The 16,533-nt window shown below is 62.0% G+C and carries 15 protein-coding genes and 1 tRNA gene; 4 read left to right on the forward strand and 12 right to left on the reverse strand.

The genetic code is table 11. The features are described from left to right. Nucleotides 1–241: 241 nt before the first annotated feature. Nucleotides 242–406 (reverse strand): hypothetical protein, encoded by a 165-nt coding sequence (locus QM996_RS04835; protein ID WP_173516138.1) that lies wholly within the window; start codon nt 404–406, stop codon nt 242–244. A 310-nt stretch (nt 407–716) separates the two neighbouring features. Between QM996_RS04835 and QM996_RS04840 the strand changes: the two genes are divergently transcribed. After that, nucleotides 717–793 (forward strand) — tRNA-Pro (locus QM996_RS04840). Between the two features lie 63 nt (nt 794–856). Here QM996_RS04840 and QM996_RS04845 read toward each other — a convergent pair. Genes QM996_RS04845 through QM996_RS04865 form a run of 5 tightly spaced genes read right to left on the reverse strand, consistent with a single transcriptional unit; the run spans nt 857 to nt 6,669 of the window. Continuing rightward, on the reverse strand, nt 857–2,050 hold the full coding sequence (locus tag QM996_RS04845) for a glycosyltransferase family protein (RefSeq protein WP_500269519.1): 1,194 nt from the start codon (nt 2,048–2,050) through the stop codon (nt 857–859). Nucleotides 2,051–2,052: 2 nt separating this feature from the next. Next, nucleotides 2,053–3,297: an O-antigen ligase family protein gene (locus QM996_RS04850; RefSeq protein WP_500269520.1), complete on the reverse strand. Its 1,245-nt coding sequence runs from the start codon at nt 3,295–3,297 to the stop codon at nt 2,053–2,055. Next, complete coding sequence (locus QM996_RS04855; RefSeq protein WP_500269521.1) at nt 3,294–4,856, reverse strand: sugar transferase; 1,563 nt, start codon at nt 4,854–4,856, stop codon at nt 3,294–3,296. Before QM996_RS04855 ends, QM996_RS04850 begins: the two co-directional genes overlap by 4 nt. A 59-nt stretch (nt 4,857–4,915) precedes the next feature. Further along, complete coding sequence (locus QM996_RS04860) at nt 4,916–6,088, reverse strand: glycosyltransferase family 4 protein (RefSeq protein ID WP_500269522.1); 1,173 nt, start codon at nt 6,086–6,088, stop codon at nt 4,916–4,918. A gap of 5 nt (nt 6,089–6,093) precedes the next feature. Next, nucleotides 6,094–6,669, reverse strand: a complete 576-nt coding sequence (locus QM996_RS04865; RefSeq protein ID WP_057252881.1) for a polysaccharide biosynthesis/export family protein — start codon at nt 6,667–6,669, stop codon at nt 6,094–6,096. Between the two features lie 204 nt (nt 6,670–6,873). Between QM996_RS04865 and QM996_RS04870 the strand changes: the two genes are divergently transcribed. Then, complete coding sequence (locus QM996_RS04870; protein WP_500269523.1) at nt 6,874–9,063, forward strand: GumC family protein; 2,190 nt, start codon at nt 6,874–6,876, stop codon at nt 9,061–9,063. 65 nt (nt 9,064–9,128) lie between these two features. On the opposite strand, the gene QM996_RS04875 is transcribed toward QM996_RS04870, so the two are convergent. The 3 genes from QM996_RS04875 to QM996_RS04885 form a co-directional block, all read right to left on the reverse strand. Further along, nucleotides 9,129–10,373 carry a GNAT family N-acetyltransferase gene (locus QM996_RS04875; protein ID WP_500269524.1) on the reverse strand — a complete coding sequence of 415 codons (1,245 nt, stop codon included), beginning with the start codon at nt 10,371–10,373 and terminating at the stop codon, nt 9,129–9,131. Between the two features lie 154 nt (nt 10,374–10,527). Then, nucleotides 10,528–11,268 (reverse strand): metallophosphoesterase family protein, encoded by a 741-nt coding sequence (locus QM996_RS04880; protein ID WP_500269525.1) that lies wholly within the window; start codon nt 11,266–11,268, stop codon nt 10,528–10,530. A gap of 134 nt (nt 11,269–11,402) precedes the next feature. Then, nucleotides 11,403–11,615 carry a DUF2842 domain-containing protein gene (locus QM996_RS04885; RefSeq protein ID WP_500269526.1) on the reverse strand — a complete coding sequence of 71 codons (213 nt, stop codon included), beginning with the start codon at nt 11,613–11,615 and terminating at the stop codon, nt 11,403–11,405. A 173-nt stretch (nt 11,616–11,788) separates the two neighbouring features. Here QM996_RS04885 and QM996_RS04890 point away from each other — a divergent pair, with 173 nt between their 5' ends. Next, entirely contained in the window at nt 11,789–12,892 is a 1,104-nt protein-coding gene (locus QM996_RS04890; protein WP_500270253.1) for a COX15/CtaA family protein, read from the forward strand. Between the two features lie 82 nt (nt 12,893–12,974). Here QM996_RS04890 and argC read toward each other — a convergent pair whose 3' ends face one another. The 3 genes from argC to QM996_RS04905 form a co-directional block, all read right to left on the reverse strand. Beyond that, nucleotides 12,975–13,907: an N-acetyl-gamma-glutamyl-phosphate reductase gene (argC, locus tag QM996_RS04895; RefSeq protein WP_500269527.1), complete on the reverse strand. Its 933-nt coding sequence runs from the start codon at nt 13,905–13,907 to the stop codon at nt 12,975–12,977. A gap of 151 nt (nt 13,908–14,058) precedes the next feature. Beyond that, entirely contained in the window at nt 14,059–15,021 is a 963-nt protein-coding gene (speB, locus tag QM996_RS04900) for an agmatinase (protein ID WP_500269528.1), read from the reverse strand. A gap of 126 nt (nt 15,022–15,147) precedes the next feature. After that, a complete protein-coding gene (locus QM996_RS04905; protein WP_500269529.1) occupies nt 15,148–15,939 on the reverse strand; it encodes a phenylalanine 4-monooxygenase in 792 nt (263 codons plus the stop codon). A gap of 114 nt (nt 15,940–16,053) precedes the next feature. Here QM996_RS04905 and QM996_RS04910 point away from each other — a divergent pair, with 114 nt between their 5' ends. Further along, nucleotides 16,054–16,527, forward strand: coding sequence for an Lrp/AsnC family transcriptional regulator (locus tag QM996_RS04910; protein WP_247957776.1), 474 nt, complete (start codon nt 16,054–16,056; stop codon nt 16,525–16,527). Nucleotides 16,528–16,533: the final 6 nt, after the last annotated feature.

The following is a 16,533-nucleotide window of genomic DNA, read 5'->3' on the forward strand; positions in this document are numbered from 1 at the left end:
ATTCAGCGGTGACGCAGGCGTGGCGCTCGCGCGGTTGTGGTCGCGTTGCTGCCAGCCGAACATTCCAACCGGAGCGATCGGCGAACATTCATTCAATCGTCGGTTTGGGAGATTGGCGGGCGCTCCGCATCCAATTGCTTCGGCCCTGGGCAAAGGGGCAACCCACTCATGCATTGACGTGAGCGACTGAGGGTCGCCTCACTGGGCCCGCGTTCTGTCGCTCACGCTACAGCTGCCCTTTTTAGTAGGACATACGAAAACCACCGGGGCTCGCTGCGGAAACATCCGGTTCCGGGTAAGGGCCGGTCCACTGCGCGTAGGTTGTGTTGGTCGAGCCGGAAGTCGCGCATCCCGACAAGGTCAGGACGACGAGTGCGGTCACGGCCATCAGAGATTTAAGAGGCATGGTTTTCTCCTAGAAGGGGAGGCTCCAGGCCTCGAGGGGCCAGGACCAAACTGTCCCTCAAATCGGTTGTGATGGCAAGCTCACGTTGCGTTAGGGACAACGTTTCGAGCGACGCGATTTCAGGTTTGGTGAAGGTTTCATTGCGGCGCGCAAGCGTCGATCGTCATGGGCGATGGCCGAGATAAGCAGATCGATTTTCTCACCGGCCCCTGCCGGGCCTGCTTTTCCACGCCGGACATTTCTTTTTCACACTGAGTTCGAAATTCCCGCTTGCGCTCTAAGCGCTGGTTATATAGGGGTTTCCTCGGTTCGGAGCGTAGCGCAGCCCGGTAGCGCACTTGACTGGGGGTCAAGGGGTCGTGGGTTCGAATCCCGCCGCTCCGACCATTTTCTCAATCCTCGATCCCCCATAGAGCGATTGATCTGCTTTCCCCTTCTATTCTATCCGCGCTACTCCGCCGGCTGAAGAATTGCTGGGACGCGGCGTTTGATGGCCGTCCTCTTATAGAGCGTTTCGGTTTGATCGAGCATCACATCGACGGTGAAGCGTTGCTTCCGGCTCCGCGCGACGGCAGACAGCTTTTCGAAAGTCTCCGCTGTGGCTGCCTTGACCATCGTCTTCGCAAGCAGTGACGTGTCGTCGCTGTTCGGCAGGATGAAGCCGTTCTGGCCGTCCTCGATGACCGTGCGGGCACCGCCGATATCGGTAGCGATGATCGGTTTGCCGGCGGCCGCCCCTTCCAGCATCACGTAGGACATGGCCTCGTAGCGGCTCGGCATGACCAGAACATCGAAAGCGGGTGCCGCCTGTGGTCCGGTGAAGGCCGAGGTCAGGTGCATGCGGTTCTGCAGTCCGCTTTCGGCGATCGCCTTGCGCAAGTTCCCTTCGAGTTCACCCGCGCCGACCATCACCAGATGGCTATCCTTCACCGAAGCGGCGACGCTCTTGAAGGCAGCGATGAGACGCTCCGGCGCCTTTTGCGCCGAAAGCCGGCCGATGAAGCCGAAGACGAAGGCATCCGGCGCGATCCCGAAGCTGGCGCGAATCGTTTGCGCCATCTCGCATGAGGGTGGGGCAACGCCGTTGACGATCACCGACGTCCGATCCTCGGGCATACGCAGCGATAGGGCGTGACGGTATTCGTCTTCGGAAACGCAGATGAGGCGGTCGGTAAAGAAGCGGGCAAGGCCCCATTCTATCGTGCCATAGATCAGCCGGCCGCCGCGGCTGAGCCTGGGATCCAGGGTGCGAAAGGCGTGTGGGGTATAGAGGCGGGGAACGTGCGGACCGGGAAGCCGGATCCGGGTCAGCGCGCCGGCCTTGGAGCTGTGGCCATGGATGATGTCGAAGCCGCCGCTGCGAATGATGCGCCGCAGTTCGAGGAAGGAGGCCAGATCCCACGGACCCGGCGCCCGCTTCATGTTGACGACGTGGATGGCCGGCAGGCCGACCGCCTTCAGCTCGCGCACGAAACCTTCCTCGGCGCGCACCGGCGAATAGACCGCCTCCACATGGTGCCCACGTTGGTGCATCCCACGGCAGAGGTCGAGAAAGTGGCGGCCCGAGCCGCCACCGCTCGGTTCCAGAACCTGAAGGAGGCGCAAGGGGAGGGCCGGGCGCCGGCCCGGAACGAAGTGTTCCATGATCAGGAGCTCCAGCCGGCACGCGCTTGCCGGCGATGACGGTATTCGAGGGCGGCACATCCCCAGATGATTCCGAGGAGCAGGTAGAAATGGCGCCAGTGATCGGTGTCGATCACGTTGCCGACGCCGACATGGCCGAGGACGGCAACCCAGGCAATCATCAGGTAGGTTTGCCAGGGGCGGTTGAGCAGCAGGAAGCGGAAGCCAAGTGAAAGCGTCCAGATGATGAGCGTCACATAGCTGATGAAGCCGAGCCAGCCATAGGACGTCAGCGATTTCAGCCAGACATTGTGCTCGTCTTCGGGGAAGATCGTGCTGAAGACCATGGGGCCGATGCCGAGAGGCTTCTCCATCGACATCAGGAAGCCCAGGCGATGGCGGTCGAAACGGCCGAGATGCCCGCCGTCATAATCCTGCACGAGCTGCGATCGGCTGGAAAAGAGCGTTGCGACCTGCTCGGATTGAAGGGCGGCGAGAAGAGCGCCGACGACCAGGAGTGCGCCCACCAGCGCCAGGACAAGGATTCTGAGACGAAAAAGGCCGCTGCGTTCCCTGAGCAGCATGACGAAGACGAAGGCGACGACGCAGAAGAGGTTGAGCGCCCAGGCGGCACGCGAAAACGACAGGAAAACACCGAGGGCAAGGATCAGCAATGCGGCGATCTTCGGCGGCGCCTTCCGGATCGGCTGCGTCAGGATGCCGTGGATCAGATACATGGCCGGCACCGAGAGAAACGGTCCGAACACGTTGGGGTCCTGAAAGGCGCCCTTGGCGCGACCGTAGAGTGTGAAGTTCTCCGCGCCCGGAACTGCGCCGAAATAGCCGAGGATGCCGAGTAACGCGGTAATGATGGCCGCCGCCACCCAGGCATTGAAGATCAGCCGCAGTCGCTCATGACGGTCCTCGATGATCGCAGCATAGAACACCGACGACAGCGCAAGGAACCCGGAAACCGCCATGTACATCGGCCCCTTGGTCAGGTCGACCATGACCGTCAAGGAGAGGATGCCGCCCACCATGAACAGCGTCAGAAGCGTGAGCAGGGGCGCGATGCTCCGTGAAATCTTGAGACCGAAGAGCGCCCAGAGACCGATGAGTGCGACGAGGAACAATTCGTAGGGCGCGGGCTCGAAGATGACGAAGCCGGAAAGAAAGACGGCGAACGCCGCCAGGCCCGAGCCGAGCAGCGAGAGCGCTGCAAGCTGGGGACGAGCGATCGGAAACCGGCCTGTCTCGACGGTGCTCAATAGGCGTTCTCGGTGTTGAGGAGTCGGAATGGCGTCAGGAACAGGATCCTGAGATCGAAGAGCAGCGACCAGTTCTCGATGTAGTAGAGGTCGAAGGCGGTGCGCAGGCGGATCTTCTCGTCATTGTCGATCTCACCGCGCCAGCCATTGATCTGTGCCCAGCCGGTGACGCCGGGCTTGACGCGATGGCGGGCGAAATAGCCTTCGACGACGTCGGAATAGGTCCGGTTCTGGGTCTGCGCCAGCACGGCGTGCGGGCGCGGCCCCACGAGCGACAGTTCGCCTTTCAGCACGTTGAAAATCTGCGGCAACTCATCGATCGACGACTTGCGGATGAAGCGGCCGACCGGCGTGACGCGAGGATCGCCCCTGGTTACGGCGTTGCGTGCCGAGTGGTCGCTCATATGCGTATACATCGAGCGAAACTTGTAGACCTCGATGGTCTCGTTGTTGAAGCCGTGCCGCTTCTGCTTGAAGATGATCGGGCCGGGAGAGGTGGCTTTGACGGCAATGGCGGCGCCCAGCATGATCGGCCACAGAAGCACCAGGGCGACCAGACTGAAGAAGATGTCGAAGCCGCGCTTGGCGACCGAGTCCCAGTCGGCGATCGGCTTGTCGAAAATGTCGAGCATGGGCACGTCGCCGACATGGGAATAGCTGCGCGGGCGGAAGCGCAGATTGTTGGCGTGGGCGGCGAGCCGGATATCGACCGGCAGGATCCAGAGCTTCTTGAGGAGCTCGAGAATGCGCTTTTCGGCCGTCAGCGGCAGCGAGATGATCAGCATGTCGATGCGCGCCAGGCGCGCGAACTCCACGAGTTCGTTGACCGTGCCAAGTTTCGGATAGCCGGCGATGACATTGGGCGAGCGCCGCTCGTCGCGATCGTCGAAAATGCCGCAGATACGGATGTCGTTGTCGGGTTGATCCTCGAGTGTGCGGATCAGGTCCTTCGCCGGCTGGCCGCCGCCAACGACGACGGCGCGCCGTTCCATCGTACCGTTGCGGGCCCAGTGGCGGATGGAATAGGCGATGAAGGCGCGTTCCGCGACGAGAAAGAGTGCGCCACCGACGAACCAGCCGCCGAACCAGACGCGGGAATACTGGTGGCCGGATTTCAGGAAGAAGAGGGCGATGGCAATACCACCAAAGGCGACTGCCCAGGCCGCGAGAATGCGCGGCATCACCCGCAGCCAGGCACGCAGTGCCGGGATCTGGTAGGTATCGGCAATCTGCATCGCGGCAACCGCCAGAGCAGAGCCCCCCACCAGGATCGCCAGATAGATGGGCAAGTGGTCGAAGCCCGGTTGAACATAGAGTGCGTTGATCGCGTAGCCGATGGCAAAGAGCGCACTGAACTCGAACAGCCGCATCAGCCCCATGATCATGGTCGGCGAATAGGTGTCGGCCCGGAACTGTTCGGCGATTTGGCGCGCCAGCGGATTGAGTTCCGCGGTCGGCCCGTCGCTCGGCATCTCGCCGGGTGCACGGGCGCGGATTTCCGAAATCTTCTTGCGAAGCACTTCCGGATCGAATGAACCCGGGCGATCAATCTTGTTCATGGCTGTCTTCCGGCGCTGAAGTCCCTCCGCCCGGATAGCAGAAAGCCACTAAGAAACGCTTACGTTGTAGATGACACGCTGTCCGTGGATGGCTGGTAACGGCACAATTCCCGATAGAGGTCCAGCATCTCGGACGACATGACCGAAGCGGCGAAGCGCGATTTGAACGTGCTCGGCTCAGGCATGACCCGCACCGCCCAGTCCTTTTCGCTGATCGAGCGCGCCATGATGGCGGCCAGCGATTGGACGTCGGCCGGGTCTGCAAGCGCGCCGCTGTCGGGCCCAAGAATCTCCGGGATGCCGCCGACACGGCTGGCGATGACCGGTTTTCTCGCCGCGAGCGCTTCGAGGACGATATAGGGCATGGACTCGGCGCGCGAGGGAACGACGACGTTGCGCGCCAGCGTAAATGCTTCGCGGGTCTTCATGGCCGGCTGCATCTTGATGCGGCGGCTGAGGCCCTGCTGCAGCATCAGTTCGCCATATTCCTGCTGTTGTGGACCGTCTCCGATCATCAATGCGGAGAGGGGGCGTCCGACGAGGCGTTCGGTCCGCGCGAAGGCCTCTACAAACAAATCGGGACCCTTCAGGTCCCGCATCATGCCGATATAGAGAAAATCGGCCGCATCCGGCCGGGGGGGGATTAGTTCGAACTCCCCGTCGTCTATCCCGTTGTAGATCAGTTCGTGCCGGACGTGTGGCGCCCCGACCTTGGTGAAATAGGTCTGGCGCTCGAAGTCGCAGACGAAAACGAGGGCATCCGCCAGCCGCTCCTGAACCCGTTCCAGCGGGAAGATGAGCCGGCCGATCAGGGAGCGGCGGCGATAGTGGAGGCTCCCTCCGTGCGGTGAATAGAGGCGGGCTACGCGATACCTGTTGACCCGCAAGGCTGAACCGATGAGGCGGGCGATGGCGCCACCCTTGGCGCCGTGCCCATGCAACACATCCGGTCGCAAACTTCTGATTTCCTTGTAGCCGCGCCACAGCGCGGCAAAATCCGACGGCCCGATAGAGCGGTGAATCGGCATGCGGACGAGGCCGAGCGCCAGATGGGGCCGGATCTCGTCGAACAGTGAATCCTCGTGGCGACCCCCGGTGGTGCTGTCGCAGAGAATGCCGACCTCGTGGCCGGCGCGCGCATGCGCCTCGGCGAGATCGCGCACATGGCGGAAAATTCCGCCGACCGGCGACCTGAAACAATGAATGATGCGCAGGGGACGCTGTGGCTGCATCGAGATCAGAACAGGCGTTCGCGGACGTAGATCGTATCGCCGGCGAGAACCGCGTCGGTGATCGGAACCCGGCCAGTGATGATGCGGCCGTTTATCTTCCGGGTAATGTCGGCATTGGATTGGTTGGCGCGCGGCGAGAAACCGCCAGCGACCGCAATCGCATTCTGCACGGTCATGCCAGGCACATAGGCATATTGTCCAGCCTGGCCGACTTCACCCATGATGAAGACCGAACGGTAGCGATCGACCTCGATCGTCACGTCGGGGTCGCGCAGGTACCCCTGGCGCAACTTGGCGGCGATCATGCCTTCGAGCTCGGGCAGGGTCTTGCCGCGTGAGGCGACCGTGCCGATCAGCGGGAAGGCGACATATCCGGCCTGATCGACCGTATAGGTGCCGCTAAGGCCCGCCTGTTCGAAGACGTTGATGCGCAGGCGATCGCCGCTGTCGAGGCGATAGGGTTGGATGGTGGCTTCGCTGAAAGCCTTCGGCGCCGGCTGATAGCTTGTGCAACCGCTGAGCAACATCGACAGCACTGCCGCCGTGATCGCGAGACCCGTCTTGATAGCTGCGGTTGACATGCGGTTCATAGGCTCCGGAAACGACCCATCTTTTCAGACGTTATCGAACCGTTAGGGTTAATAGCCGGTAAACTCGCGGTAGAATTTTTGCGATGTATCGCTGTGGCGGAGAGGGGGTTATCGTCCGGAAGTTGATCCTATTAACCCTTGCGTTACCATGTTCCTTTACCCTCCGGCAAAATTTGAAGGTTCGGAGCCAGTAGCATGTCGGGAAGCGGCAGCGGTCAACAGGATGTGCATATCGACCTCGGCGGCCTGTCTCGCGCTGTCTGGGATCGGCGCGTCAAGGTGCTGCTCGTAACTGCCGGTGTGGCGGCACTCGCCTTCGGTGCTGCGAAGATGATTGCGCCGGATTATCAGAGCGAAACCCGCGTACTCATTGAATCCCGTGAGCCGGAATTCAGCGGCCCGAACCAGGCCTCGCAGGCCGGAGCCGATCGTGTATTTGACGAGTCCGGGATTCTCAGCCAGGTGCAGGTGCTCCGCTCCGCCGACCTCATCAAGCAGGTTGCGCGCAACATGAAGCTCTATGAGCTCAAGGAATTCGATCCGTCGGCAGCGCCCTCGGCGCTTTCGGATCTTTTCGTCATGCTCGGCCTCAAGAAGAACCCCTTGGAAATGCCACCCGAGGAGAGGGTGCTCAAGGAATTCAACGACAAGCTCCAAGTCTATCAGGTCGAGAAGTCGCGCGTGATCGCGATCAGCTTCACCTCGAAGGATCGGCAGCTTGCGGCCGCGATTCCGAACGAAATGGCGAAGGTCTACCTTGCGCTTCAAAGCGGCGCGAAGCTCGACACCAATTCCGAGGCCACCCGCTGGCTCGAGCCGGAGATCGCCAATCTGCGCGAGAAGGTACGGGATGCGGAGGCAAAAGTTGCCGCCTATCGTGCATCGTCCGATCTGTTGCCGGCGGGTGAGACGACAAATTTTGCGACACGGCAACTGACGGATATCTCGACCGAGCTGGCCCGCGTCCGCGGTGAGCGTGCCAACGCGGAAGCGCGCGCTGCGGGCGTGCGCTCAGCGCTTGCGAGCGGCCGGGCACCGGACACGATCACCGATGTCGTCGGGTCGCAGATGATCCAGCGGCTCAAGGAGACCGAGGCAAACCTGCAGGCACAGGTCGCCGATCTCTCGACCACGTTGCTTGACGGTCATCCGCGCCTCAAGGCGCTGAAGTCGCAACTTGAAGGCATCCGCGGACAGATCCGCACGGAGACGCGCAAGATCCTGACGAGCCTCGAAAACGAGGCGAAGGTCGGCGAACTGCGCGAACAGCAGCTCGTCCAGCAACTCAACGCGCTAAAGGCTCAGTCCGCGCAGGCCGGCGAGGAAGAGGTCGGCCTGCGCGCGCTCGAGCGCGAAGCGACCGCCCAGCGGCAGTTGCTCGAGACCTATCTTGCACGTTACCGGGAGGCGACGTCGCGCACGGTCGAGAATGCGACACCGGCCGATGCACGTGTGATTTCAAACGCGGTGGTCCCGACGAGCGCCAGCTTCCCGAAGGTGCTGCCGATCACGATCGTTGCCGCTCTCGCGACGTTCCTGTTGAGCTGCGTCGTGATCATGCTCGGCGAACTGTTCAGCGGCCGGGCGCTGCAGCCGGTCTCGGCAACCGGCGAGCGGCTGGCACCGGTTCGCCCGCGGCCAGCGCTGGCTGCAAGCGCCGCTGACATCCCGGTCGTTGCCGCGGACACTTCGCCCGAGGTAGCGCCCGTGGCCGATGGCGATGCTGTCGACCTGCTGCCCGTGGCGCAAACGTCGGATGCAGACGTGGATGCCGCGGAAGCAGGCGCCGAACCAGACTTCTCGATCGAAGCGGTGGCGGAACATCTGCGCGCCACCGGCGTGCGCGTCGCGATTTCGGTGTCGCCGGGCGGAGACGAAGGATCGACCGCAACGGTGATGCTGGCACGCCTGCTGGCCGAGGATGGCGTGAAGGTGGTGCTGATCGACCTGACCGGCTCGGCCTGCCCGACGCGCCTGATGGCGCGCTCGCCCCAACTTTCCGGCATTACCAACCTGCTGGCGGGTGAGGTGCCCTTCACCGATACGATCCATGCCGACCGCTTCTCCGACGCCCACATCATCCCCCAGGGCGATGCCGACCCGCGGCAGGCCATGCGTGGCATCGAACGGCTGAAGATGATCATCGACGCCCTGACCAACGCCTATGATCTCGTTCTGGTCGAATGTGGTCCGGCCGACGAGATGGCTGTCGAGAAGATTGCCGGTCGCGACGGGGCCGAGATCATCCTCTCGGCACCGTCGGTCAGCGATGAACGTATCGTCGAGGTTCTGACCGGCTTTGGTGCCGCTGGCTATCGCGACATCGTCCTCATGACAGGGCAGGCAGAGACCGATCCGGACTATCCCGACCGGGATGCCGCCTGACGGACGACGGCGTGCCGACTGCGAGTAATCAACGTCCGCACGGTTGCGACGCTGTTGTTCAGCCCTCAGTCGGGGGTGCCTTGTGAATCGACCTTGCCTTGTCTGAACCGCCTCGCTCGCTGCAGGCGAGCGTAAACCGCCTTGTTCGACTTCGCTGCAGCCTTTGCCCGCACGATGAGGTGATGGCGCAGGACGGCAAGGCGCCCCCAAAACGTCACCGGTAACACAATGTCACGCAGCGGCGTCTCGATCGTGCACCAGGATCGCTTGTAGGGTTGGTCGCCGACGCCGAAATCGAACAGGCGCAGGCCTTGTGTCGAAAGGCGCTCGATCATCCGATAGAACAACAACTCACCCGGGCTTGCATCACCCGCCAGCGCCTCGTCGATCGAGCCGAATTGGCAGATGACATGGTCGCCTTTCAGCGAAAGCCCGGCGACGGCAACCACCTGTCCGTCGTGTTCACCCTTGAGCCGGATGGCGTTGAGCTGCATGAGCTGTGGGTCGCCGTCCTGATAGGAGGCAAGCGCATGGAAAAAGGCCTGTGTCTCGGCGTCCTGAAAGACATCGGGAAGGCCGAGTGTTGCAAAGCGGGTCGCCTTCTGCCGGAAGAAGGTGTCGAGCAGCGCCTGCGTTTCGCCGGCAGTTCGGGCGATCACATAGTCGTAGCCGCCCATTTCCGCCAAGCGTCGCTCGGAGATGCGCATCTTCTTGCGGCGGCGCTTGGCGTTGATCTGCGCCAGCGTGGGCTGGATGCTGCCGAGGAGGGGAAGCTGGAACGAAGAGTTGGGGTTAGCGACGCCGGGAAGTGCGGCGAAGGGGCTGACACCGCCGCGCCACTCGCTTGGTATCCGTTCGAGCATGAGGACATCGGCGAGGCCGTGCAGCGCACTCGTGATGTCTCGGGCCAAGGCTTGGGCCAGCGCCGGCGTGGTCGCCGCTGAGACCTCGGCGGCAAAGAGCCCGGTGTTGAGGTTGCTGTGTTCCGTTCCGATCAGGCGGGCGCTCCGAAACAGGCGCCCGTGCCTGAGTTCCAGCGGCAGGATGAGGAAAAGCTCGCCATCGAACGCCACCCGCAGCAACAGGAGATCGCTGCCGTGGGTTTCCGCCCAGGCACGGCACCAGTCATAGGCGTGATGCAGCGAATTGCCGGCGAGGCTGTCGAGTGAACGCCACTCGGCCTCCAGCGGCTCCATGGTGCGATGGATCGAAATCGCGAAGCGGCTCGCAGCATCGGTCGGACCGACACGCGTGGAAGCACGCGGGCGACGGTCGCCGGAGCCTTCCATGGTGAGGTCGGAGTTCGTCATCGAAGGTGCCATCCGGTCCCTGTTGCCGAGCGATTGAACCTCAACTCCGCTACGATCCGTTTAATGCGGGAATTCTTATGAACTGCTTTGGAGAATAACCGGGGAATGCGGTTAGCAAAGCGTGAAACGAGCGGGTATCTCGCGACCCAACGGATCAATCGAGAAAACCTGTGGCCAGTGCCTTTGCCCATTCCAGCCGGTTGCGGCTGGCTGCGAGCTGGGACATCGCCATCCAATCATAGGGAACGTTGCGGAAGGTGACGCCCCACCCTGCCGCCGATTGCTCGATGATCGCGTAGCGCGCGTGCGGAGAGCCCGCCTCGACCTTGTGCGGCACGGGCTGGTCGTCGTCGTATCCGGGGCAGCCGACGCTGCCGGGATTGATGACGAGGCGTCCGTCGGAGAGGCGGACGGCACGTTGGATGTGGGTGTGACCACAGAGGATCACCGGATAATCGATACCGTCGGCCAAAGCCTCGATCGCCGACCGCGCCGCCATGTGGACGATGCCCTCAGTGCTCAGGGCCTCAAGCCAATAGGCCTCGTCGTTGTCCGGCGTCGCATGGCACAGGAAGAATGTGTTCTTGTAAACCAGCGTCGCGGGCAAAGTGGCGAGCCATTCGTGGTGTCGCGGCTGCAATTCATCGTAAGCGGCGCGATCGGACAACCCCATGTGCAGAGGATCGACGGTCAGCAGATAGCGATCGTGATTGCCGCGGATCGACGGCATTGCCCGCTCGATGAGAATTTCGGCGGTGCGAGCGGCATTGAGCGGGCCGCTCAGGTGATCGCCGAGATTGACGATGTCGCGAATGCCCAGCGCATCAATGTCGGCGAGCACGGCTTCGAGCGCGAGATCGTTGCCGTGGATATCGGAAATGACCGCAAGTCTCATCTGTGACCTCTTCGATGGGCGCGACGCCTACTGCATGTCTCCTTAAGTCGACCTCGATTTAAGGAGACATGCAGCAAATTAAAGTTCTACAGCGACCTTTGCGCGTCTGATTAGACGCGCGGCGCTGTGGGGGATCAGCGATCCTTGCCGGGTTTTTCCATCCATTTGATGATCAGCATGGCTGGCAATATCCAGAGCAGGCCGGTGAAGAAGAAGTAGGCGAGATGCACCCACCACGGCGACGCGCCGAGCAGCAGCGAGGCGAAGGTGACGGCGGCAAGCGCATAAACGACGACGAGGATGATGATCAGGATCGTGCCGATCAGCTTTCTGAGGCGTACGGGCATTTCACTTCTTTCAGGTGGGCTTACATGGGCAAGGAGGCCGCGACCGCATGCCGCAAAGGTTTCGGCCTTGTTTTGCATGCCGCTCTGGTGCAAATCAACGGCTTTCCGAGAGGTGCGACCGTTGATCCGTCCGGTCGCTCCGCCGACAACCCTGCGATACCAGAGGGAAAATGATGGCCGGCGTCGAATTGGCGACAGAACAGATGCTTCGAAACGAGATCGGCAGGACCGACCGTAACCGGCGGCAAATCCGCGGCTGGCTGGCGGTGGTGCTTTTCACGCTCTTTGCGCTCGTGCTTGTCGGTGGTGCAACACGCCTTACAGAATCCGGCCTGTCGATCACCGAATGGAAGCCGATCCATGGTGTGATCCCGCCGCTTTCGGCCGAGGAATGGGAAGAAGAGTTCCAGCTCTACCAGCGCATTCCGCAATATCAGCAGATGAACAACGGCATGACAGTCGACGAATTCAAAACGATCTTCTGGTGGGAATGGGCGCATCGCCTGCTCGCCCGTACCATCGGCTTGATCTTCGCCCTGCCGCTCGCATTTTTCTGGTTGACCGGGCGGGTCGAGCGTAAGCTCCGGATGCCGCTTCTCGGCATCTTGGCGCTCGGCGGCTTTCAAGGCTTCATCGGATGGTGGATGGTTTCCTCCGGCCTCGTCGAGCGCACCGAGGTCAGCCAGTACCGGCTGGCCACGCACCTCGTCATCGCCTGTCTGATCTTCGCCTCTTCTATGTGGATCTTCCGCGGGCTTAGTCCGCATTCGAATGATGCCGCGCCCACCGATCGTTCGCGCAAGATGGCGATGATCATAGCCATCTTCAGCCTGTTCCAGATCTATCTCGGCGCGCTCGTCGCCGGACTCGATGCCGGCTTCAGCTACAATACCTGGCCGCTGATGGATGGTGCGATCGTCCCGCAGGACCTGTTCCTGCAGCAGCCCTGGTGGATCAATCTCTTCGAGAACCCGAAGACGGTGCAGTTCGTTCACCGCATCGGCGCCTATGTGCTGTTCTCCTTCGCGCTGATGCACATGATCGCTTCGTTGAGGGCTGCCCCAGAAACCACCCATGCACGGCGCTCGGTGCTTCTGTTCCTGCTCGTCTCGACCCAGGCGGTCATCGGTATCACCACGCTGGTGTTGCAGGTGCCGATCGGCTGGGGCGTGCTGCACCAAGGCGGCGCGCTTGTCGTGCTCGGCTTCGCCATCGCCCACTGGCGCGGATTCTACGGCGAATATCCGCCGCCGACGGCGATCGAGTATCGCGACTGACATTCGCCCCGAAGCGATGAATCAAAAGACCCCCGGCGAACGGCTCGCCGAGGGTCTTTTGCTTTTCAAGTGAAGTTGCCGGTTATGCCGACAGCATCAGGTCCATGTTCTGGACGGCCGCGCCCGAGGCGCCCTTGCCGAGATTATCAAGCAGGGCGACGAGGTTCACGTGATTGCCGCCGCTGGTGCCGAAGACGAAGAGCTTCATCGTGTCCTTGCCGGCAAGCTCGGTCGCGTCGATGCGTGCGAGCTTTTCGCTTTCCGCAAGCGGCACGACCTCGACGATCGATTGGCCGGCATAATGTTCGACGATGGCGGCATGGATCGCCTCCAGCGTTGCTCCTGCGGCAAGATCTTCGAGGTAGAGCGGGACCTGGACGATCATGCCCTGCGCGAACTTGCCGACCGAGGGGGCGAAAATCGGAGCCCGGTCGAGCAGGCCGTGCATCTTCATCTCGGGCACGTGCTTGTGCTTGAGCGGCAGGCCGTAGAGGAAGTGCGGTGCGCTGATGTGGTCCGGATTGGTCTCGTCCTCCATCTGCGCGATCATCTGCTTTCCGCCGCCGGTATAGCCGGACACCGCGTTGACCGTGACCGGATAGCCGTCCGGCAGGATGCCGGCTTGGCGCAGCGGCCGGATCACGCCGATCGCGCCGGTCGGATAGCAGCCGGGATTGGCGACATGGCGGGCGTCGCGGATCTTGTCCGGTTGCGCCTTGTCCATTTCGGCAAAGCCATAGGCCCAGTCGGGCGCAATGCGATGCGCGGTCGACGTGTCGATGATGCGCACCTTGTTATTGCCGGAGACCATCGAAACCGCTTCCCGCGAGGCATCGTCCGGCAGGCAGAGGATCGCGATGTCGGCGTCGTTCAGAAGATCTTCGCGCATCGCGGCGTTGCGTCGCTCCGCTTCCGGTATCGAAAGCAGTTCCAGATCGCTACGGCCGGCCATGCGCGTGCGAATCTGCAAGCCCGTGGTGCCATGTTCGCCATCGATGAAGATCTTCGGTTTCATGATTTTCCCGTTCTGCCAGTAGGTTAGAGGTCGTTCCGGAATCACTCTGGCATAGAATTGAATCATTTTCTCAACAGGCGGGCGGACCACCGCCAAGCCTGTCAATTCCTATACAAGCAGCCGCCCTTCGTCGCAACGGCAACGCTTGCCTTCAGCGCAGTGGCGTGCGTTCCGCGAGCTTTTCCGCATGCAGCCCCAGCATGTACATGGCGACGGTCGCGCCGGCGATCGCGGTGATATCGGCATGATCGTAGGCGGGCGCCACTTCGACGACGTCGCTGCCGACGACCGTCAGCGCGCCCAGCTTGCGCAGCACCGAGAGGATCTTGGCGCTCGACGGGCCCCCGGCGACCGGCGTGCCGGTGCCGGGCGCATAGGCCGGATCGAGGCAGTCGATGTCGAAGGTCAGATAGGCTTTCCGTTCGCCCACCTGCCGGATGATCGTCTCGGCAATCTCGGTCGCGCTCATTTCTTCGACGTCATAGCCATAGAGGATACGAATGCCGCAATCTTCCGGCGCGTGGGTGCGGATGCCGATCTGGATCGAGGCGTCGGTGTCGATCAGGCCCTCGCGCGCGGCACGGCCGACGAAGGAGCCGTGATCGATGCGGCCGCGCTCGTCCGGCCAGGTATCCTGGTGGGCATCGAATTGCACGAGGGCGAGGGGACCGTGGATCGCCGCATGCGCCTTCAGGATCGGGTAGGTGACGAAGTGATCGCCGCCGAGCGTCTGCAGATAGGCGCCGCTCCTGAGAATCTTGGCGGCCTCGCGCTCGATCGTTGCCGGCGTCTTCGAATGGTTGCCGTAGTCGAGCAGGCAGTCGCCGTAGTCGATCGTCGCCATCTCCGAGAAGAGATCGCGCTCGAAGGGGTATTGCGGATCGTTGTCGAAGATCGCCGAAGCCCGCCGGATCGCCTGCGGCCCAAAGCGGGCGCCGGGGCGGTTCGAGGTCGCGGCATCAAAGGGGATGCCCCAGACGACGGCATCGACGCCCTTCAACTGCTTCGAGTATTTGCGCCGCATGAAGGAGAGAATGCCGGCATGTGTCGGGTCGGATGCCGCTGATGTCAGTGAACGCGCCGTCAGCGCATGATCGATTGTCCTGTTGGCCATAGCCCGCCTTTGCTCCAGGGTGGGATAGGCGCACCCTGCGCGCGCACCCCGCTCCAACGTGTGGTGGCGAGACGTTGGACAATCGTCGCCGGCAAGGCAAGGCCCTGCCGGCCGAATCTTCCGCGATTACGAGGCCTTGGCCTCGTAGGTTGGGGCGAAGTCGCCAAGCGCTTTCGCTTCGGTGATGCGCGCGGCGACATCCTCTTCGATGATCGTTTCGAGCTGCGCGAAGCTGTCGATCACGTAATAGATCGGCTGCACGATATCGATGCGATAGGGCGTGCGCAGCACGGTCATCAGGTCGAACGGACGGAACTCGATGCCAGGGGTCTCCGTGGCATTTCGTGTCTCGTTCGGCGAAGACACGATGCCGGCACCATAGCAGCGACGGCCCTTCGACGTGTTGATCAGACCGAACTCGACCGTGAACCAGAAGATCCGGAACATATGCCACGAATAGCCCTTGCCGAGCGAAGCCGCCTTTTCGCCGAAGCGACGGACGAAATTGGCGTAGCTCTGGTTGGTGAGCAGCGGGCAATGGCCGAAGACTTCGTGGAAGATATCGGGCTCTTCGATGTAGTCGATATGCTCGCGCCGCCGAATGAACGTCGCCAGAGGAAACTTGCCCTGGGACAGAAGCTCGTAGAAGCGTGACGGCGGAATGAGGGCGGGAACGCCTTCCACACCGAAGCCGGTGGTCTCGGCCAGGCGGCGATTCACGTCCTTCAGTTGCGGCACGTGATCGGGGCCGAGGTTGAGCGTCCTTGCGCCTTCCAGATATTCGTCGCAAGCCTTGTCGGCAAGAAGTTTCATCTGCCGCTGATAGAGCTCGCCCCAGATTGCATCCTCTTCCGGGGTGTAGAGATAGGTGCCGTCAGGCTCGGGTAGCTTGGCGGTATAAGTGCTTTCCTTGGTCATGACGCCTCCTCGCTCGTCAGAACAACTTCTCCTGTTGCAATTGTATCGCGATTGGAGCGAGTATTTGTTTCACAGTTGCCAGGCTGTGGACTGAGAGCGGGAGAAAATTTCGACATGCCGTCCGATGTGAAAGAAAATCTTCAGCCATTGCGAAAGCTGTTGCGGCTGATTCAGGCCGATTGCGGCCAGTCTCTTTCGGAACTGGCGGAAAAGGCCGGCATGTCGCAAAGCTCAGCCTGGCGGCGCCTGCAGGAACTAGAAGGCGACGGTGTCATCCGCAAGCGCGTAGCGCTGCTCGATCCGGCAAAGCTCGATCTCAAACTCTGCATCATCGCCCACGTGACACTCGAGGACCATCACGACGAAGCGATCGCGGCCTTCTCGGCAGTGGTGCGCGACCGGCCGGAAATCATGGAGTGTTACGCTCTGTCGGGCACGTTCGATTACATGCTGAAGATCCGCGCGGCTGACGTCGAAAGCTATGACGCCTTCATGACGCGGTATCTGATGCGCAATCCGCATGTGCGCACGGTCGTATCGAGTTTCGTATTGCGCGAACTCAAGTCGACGACCGAATTACCGATCTAAAGCGGC

It is taken from the genome of Sinorhizobium chiapasense (genome assembly GCF_045277575.1).
GTDB classification, from domain to species: Bacteria; Pseudomonadota; Alphaproteobacteria; order Rhizobiales; family Rhizobiaceae; genus Ensifer; species Ensifer chiapasense_A.